Source organism: Actinomadura sp. HBU206391 (assembly GCF_014323665.1).
GTDB lineage: Bacteria > Actinomycetota > Actinomycetes > Streptosporangiales > Streptosporangiaceae > Actinomadura_C.
Window position 1 is genome coordinate 1 of sequence record NZ_JABVEB010000325.1, and the last position, 5,410, is coordinate 5,410.

6 protein-coding genes are annotated in these 5,410 nt (G+C 69.9%); 3 read left to right on the forward strand and 3 right to left on the reverse strand.

The window, feature by feature from the left end; all coding sequences use genetic code 11:
• Window positions 1–180: 180 nt before the first annotated feature.
• Window positions 181–570, forward strand: coding sequence for a hypothetical protein (locus HKK72_RS35435; protein WP_187238775.1), 390 nt, complete (start codon window positions 181–183; stop codon window positions 568–570).
• On the opposite strand, the gene HKK72_RS35440 is transcribed toward HKK72_RS35435, so the two are convergent.
• On the reverse strand, window positions 555–1,799 hold the full coding sequence (locus tag HKK72_RS35440) for an amidase (protein WP_187238776.1): 1,245 nt from the start codon (window positions 1,797–1,799) through the stop codon (window positions 555–557). The two genes, HKK72_RS35435 and HKK72_RS35440, sit on opposite strands and share 16 nt — an antisense overlap.
• Window positions 1,800–2,389: 590 nt before the next feature.
• Here HKK72_RS35440 and HKK72_RS35445 point away from each other — a divergent pair.
• Window positions 2,390–2,776 (forward strand): hypothetical protein, encoded by a 387-nt coding sequence (locus HKK72_RS35445; RefSeq protein ID WP_187238777.1) that lies wholly within the window; start codon window positions 2,390–2,392, stop codon window positions 2,774–2,776.
• A 433-nt stretch (window positions 2,777–3,209) separates the two neighbouring features.
• Window positions 3,210–3,848 (forward strand): HD domain-containing protein, encoded by a 639-nt coding sequence (locus tag HKK72_RS35450; RefSeq protein WP_187238778.1) that lies wholly within the window; start codon window positions 3,210–3,212, stop codon window positions 3,846–3,848.
• A 39-nt stretch (window positions 3,849–3,887) separates the two neighbouring features.
• Here HKK72_RS35450 and HKK72_RS35455 read toward each other — a convergent pair whose 3' ends face one another.
• Both HKK72_RS35455 and HKK72_RS35460 read right to left on the reverse strand, forming a co-directional pair.
• The gene (locus tag HKK72_RS35455; RefSeq protein WP_187238779.1) at window positions 3,888–5,150 is read right to left on the reverse strand and encodes a sensor histidine kinase; all 1,263 of its coding nucleotides are present in this window, start codon (window positions 5,148–5,150) and stop codon (window positions 3,888–3,890) included.
• A 19-nt stretch (window positions 5,151–5,169) separates the two neighbouring features.
• On the reverse strand, window positions 5,170–5,410 hold a 241-nt coding region (locus HKK72_RS35460; protein ID WP_187238780.1), incomplete at its 5' end, for a winged helix-turn-helix domain-containing protein.

A 5,410-nucleotide genomic window follows, 5' to 3' on the forward strand; every position in this document is an offset into this window, starting at 1 on the left:
GCCGGGCCTTCCGGCAGAGCCCGGTCCGCGGCCGAACCGGAATCGGCGGCCGCCGAAGCGCGGCCGGGAGACGTCCCCACCAACGGCCGGCGTAACGTGGTGAATTGATGAGATTTGGCCCAGGACCAGGGGATTCGGGCCAGGACCAGGGGATTCGGGCCAGGACCAGGGAGGTCCGCCATGAAGATCTATACCGTCGAACTCAAGAACCAGCCCGGCGAGTTGGCCCATCTGTGCGAGGTGCTCGGAGGCAGCGGCGTCAACATCGAGCCGAGCGGAGCGACCGCCGGCGATCACGGCGTGGTCTACTTCACCACGAATGACGAGCCGGCCGCCGCCGCGGCGCTGGAGGGCGCCGGCATCGAGTTCACCGAACACCCGGCGATCCAGGTGAGGTGCGCCGACCGGCCCGGCGAGGGCGCCAAGTTCGCGCGCAGGCTGGCGAACGCCGAGATCAACGTCGAGTGGCTGCTGCCCGTCTCGGTATGCCAGGGAGAAGCCGTCTTCGCGCTGTGCGTCGACAAGATCGACGAGGCCCGCTCGGTGCTCTCTGATCAGATCTCCGGGTGAGCCGCGATCGGCTCGGGAGCCGACGCTTCGATGACACGTGCGGCGGCCAGTGCGACGTGGTCCTCCCAGGGCCGGCCGATGACCTGGACGGCGATCGGCAGGCCGTCATGGTCGCCGACCGGCACGACGACGACCGGGGCGCCGGTGAGGCTCCACGGGATGGTCCACAGATAGTCGGTGTCGATCGATTCGCGCCACAGCGGCGCCGGCTCTGTGGTGGCCGGCGCGATCACCACGTCGATGCCGGCGGTCGCGACCAGCAGACGGCGCCGGAACCGGTCCCAGTCCCAGAGCAGCCGCACGTTGTCGGCGCCGCTGAGTCGAGCACGCCCCCAGTAACGGCGGGTCAACTCGAGCGCCTCCGCGCGCACATCCGGCACCGGCGTGGGAACGAAGGTCGCGCCGGCCTTCACCATCGTGCTCACCACCGCGCTGACCGGCTCGTCGAGCCCGCCGTCGGTGACGCCGACGCGTAGCGACGTCACCTCGACCGTGGCCGGATCTCCCAGCGGCACCGGTACGACACCCGCGTCGAGCCCGTCCGGACCGGCGATGACCGGCAGAACGGCGGCGAGATCCCCCACGGTCAACGCCAGCGGCCCGATCACGGTGCGCCCGTCCTCGAGCGAGCCGCATCGCGGAAAATGCCCGGTGAGCGGCACCCGCCCGAACGTCGGCTTGAGGGTGGCCACGCCGCACCACGCAGCGGGCAGCCGGAGGCTGCCGCCCGAGTCGCTGCCCAAGGCCAGCGGCGGCGCACCCGCCGCCACCAACGCCGCCGCGCCCGACGATGATCCACCGGGCGCCCTAGCCACATCACGGGGATTCCTCGTGATCCCGTGCGCGGCGCTCTCCGCCAGGACGGAACTGATCGCCACGACGATGCCACCCGCCGCGCGCAACCGGGCCACCGCGGTCGCGTCCGCACGAGGCACCCGCTCAGGGTCGCCCGGATCGTCCCCGGTCGCGCCCGACACGGGCCAGCCCTCGACATCGATCCAGTCCTTGACCGTGAACGGCACGCCCTCCAGTGGGCGCCCCCGCCCGGCGCGCAACCGGCGATCCGCCGCCTCGGCCTCGGCGATGACCCGGCCGTGGTCGACCGCCGCCACGGCACCGATCACCGGCGCCAGACGGTCGAGCCGCTCCAACAGCGCGTGCGCGACGCCGGCCGCCGAGGCACGCCCCGCGCGGAAATCCGCTACAAGGCCCAGTGCCGTCCACGTCACCGGGGCATCGTACGCCGACCGGGCCGTCCGAATGCCGCCGAATGCTCATGTGCAGGGTGCCGCACGGGTGACCGATGACCGCTCCGGGTGATGCCGCGGCGCGGTGGTCGTCACGCGCCGACGATCCCCCTCCATCTGTGATCATGCAATTGTTCGCGCGCCACGAGGCCCAAGGACCGCCAAGCCCCCGCCGGCCAAGGTTGATGCCGCGCACAACTGCATGATCACGGACTGGGTGCCACCGCCGCCGCAGGTTCCCGCAGCCGTCCACTCCCGTGATCATGCAGTTATTCGCATGCCACGCGGCCTACAGGCCCCGAGTACCGACCACCCGAGGGTCCGGCGTGCACAACTGCATGATCACGAGAGTGGGTGACGACCGCCGAGGTTCGCCGACCGGCGTTCGGTGTTGGGGGACATGGACGACATTGGTGCCGGTGCGTTGGCTCGAAACTGCGGTGAGTAGCGTCACAGAACTGGACGATTAGGACTAAAGGGGACATATAGCAGGTTGACGCCCACGGAACACAGCGCACGCACATCGTCCGGAACCACTGGACCAGGCGTGCGGAGCAAGGAGAACAACGATCATGAGTACGATCACACGGCGTCTCGCGACCACGGCGGCGACCTTCGCGGTGGCGGGCGGGATCCTTCTCGCCGCCGGTGGCGCCGCCTCGGCGGCCACACCCGAGGGCCAGAACCACGGCGGTGCCGCCACGAGCCAGTCCGCACAGCAGGACCATCGCGACCACCGCTGGGACGGGAAGCGGTCGTGGGACCGCAACGACCACGGCGACTGGTACAGCAACGACCACGGCAGCCGCTACTGGTTCGACGGTCACCGCTTCTACCAGTGGAAAAACGGCAAGTGGCGTCCCGTGTCGGCCGACTACGGCCACCACCATGGCTTCGACGGCCGACACTTCGGCGACCGGCACCACGGAGATTCCGGACACTCCGGGCACGGACACTGACGCACCGGGAAAGCACCCCGATACGTGTCACTCTCTCGAAGTAGTCACCAGCGCGGCCGGCGCCTCACGTCAGCGATCTCGGCCCGTCCTGGTGGTCTGACCGTCTGACGACGGTCGCCCGCTGCGGCGTCCCACGAAGGGGATCGTGGGCGCTGCAGCAGGCTTCAAATTACCAGTTGACCTTAGACATAACAACCCTTTAATACACTTTTGTCCGGTTCGGTATGGGCGGGGTCCGAGTACGCGGCGGGCCATCGGTCACCGCGTCGCCCGCACGACCGGTGTTCGAGAGCCGCCCGCCGGCGCGAGCGCGAAGCCTCAGCCTCCTCCGCCGTACGGTTCTCACCGCCCGGTCCGTGCACCACCTGCGCGCCGCCGCCTGTCACCATGAAAGAGCAGATCCACACGGCGGTCCGCAGTGGGGGTAAGAATCATGACCGAGACCATCGCCGAGATCGAGATTCCCGATTCGGCATTGGCGGCCGAGGCCACCGAACTCGTCCGGGAGGCGGCGTCGCCGCTGCTGTTCCACCACTCCCGCCGGGTGTTCCTGTTCGGCTCGCTGCAGGGTCGGCGGCTCGGCCTTCGAGCCGACCCCGAGCTGCTCTACGTGGGCGCGATGTTCCACGACCTCGGACTGACCGAGACCTACCGGCGTACCGATCAGCGCTTCGAGATGGACGGAGCCGATGAGGCCCGGCGGTTCCTGACCGCCCACGGCGTGCCGGAGACCGACATCCGCCTCGTCTGGGAGGCCATCGCGCTGCACACCACGCCCGAGGTGCCGTACCGGCTCGAACCGGAGGTGGCGCTGGTGACGGCGGGCGTAGAGACCGATGTCCTCGGCATCGGGTACGGCGAGCTGGCCCCCGAGCAGATCGCCGAGGTCACGGCGGCCCACCCACGTCCGGACTTCAAACGCCAGATCCTCGCCGCCTTCACCGAGGGGTTCAAGGACCGTCCCGACACCACGTTCGGCACGGTCAACGCCGACGTCCTCGAACACTTCGTCCCTGGCTTCAGGCACATCGACTTCGTCGAGGTCATCGAGAACTCGGACTGGCCCTCCTAAGAGACCGCCCAAGCCGATCGGCTGCGCATCGGCCGGGCCTCAGTGCACGCGCCCGATGCCACCCGGAAGCCGGAGCGTGGCGATCGCGCCGCCGTCGCCGGCATTGGAGAAGGCGAGAACAGCGCCGATGACGCGAGCCTGACCCAGTGCGATGGTCAGTCCCAGGCCGTGACCGCGCCCCCGCTCGGCCGCGCCGGTGCGAAAGCGCTGCGGTCCGCCGGCGAGCAGGGCGTTGGGAAAGCCGGAGCCGTGATCGCGTACGGTGATCGTCGCTTCGTCCACGGTGACCTCGACCGGTACGCGGCCGTGCCGGTGGGCGTTGACGACCAGGTTGGCGATGATCCGGTCGAGGCGCCTCGGATCGGTCTCGGCCACGGGTGCGCCGGCGACGAACAGCCGGGTCTCGAGCCCCGTCCGGGCCAGCGAGTCCGCCGCGAGGTCGCCCAGCGCCACGGGTCTGAGATCGGCGTGTTCCACACCCGCGTCCAGGCGGGAGATCTCCAGCAGGTCCTCGACCAGCACCCGTAGCACCTGCACCCGGTCTCTGACCAGCTCGGTGGCCTCGCTCTCCGGAAGGAGACCGGCGGAGGTGACCAGGCCCATCAGCGGGGTGCGCAGCTCGTGCGCGACATCGGCGGTGAAACGTTGTTCGACCAGCAGCCGCTCCTGCAGGGTGTCGGCCATCGAGTCGACGGTGGCCGAGATCTCGGTGATCTCGTCGCCGCCCCGGCCGGCCGCCGTGGTGCGAGCGTCCAGATCGCCGCCCGCGATGCGCCGCGCGGTCCTCGCCACGCGCCTGAGCCTCCGGCCCGGCAACTCGGCCGCCAGCGCGGCCAGGGGCACGACCACGGCGAGCACGGCGAGAGAGGCGATCTTGATGTGCCGGTCGAGGGCCTGCCGGCTGCGCAGGTCGGTCCCCACCTCGACCTTCACGGCCAGCACCTCGCCGTCGAAGCGCCCGGCGGCCCACATCCAGGGAGTGTCCGGCCGGCGGTCGTCGTACCAGGTGCTCTCCCGCCCTGTGCTCTCGACCTGCCGCAGCAGTGCCGGCGGGATCACCTCGCGATGCAGGATGGCGTCGGCCGGTATGCCCGTACGCTGCTGGCCGCCGATCGCGGACGCGAGCGCGACCAGGGCCTGGCCACTGTTCACGCTCATGGAGCGCTCAAGGGTGCTTCGATGGACCAGCACTCCGACGGCCAGCGCCACCGAGCAGGACGCCATGGCCACCAGCGCGGCGATCTTCCAGCGCAGTGACCTCCAGTTCAGCAGCTCCCGTGGCACTCGGGCGAACCGTGTCATTCGGGCGATGTGTCTCACCTCATCGCCGCAGCTTGTATCCGAAGCCGCGGACCGTCTCGATCCGGTCGGCGCCTATCTTCTTACGCAGTCGCTGCACGCAGAGGTCGACGACGCGGCTGTCACCGTCCCAGCCGTAGTCCCAGACGTTGCGCAGCAGCGTCTGGCGGTCCAGCACGATCCCCGGATGTGCCGCGAACTCCAGAAGCAACCGCAACTCCGTGGGCGTCAGCGCGACCCGTTCGCCGGCCAGGAACACGTCC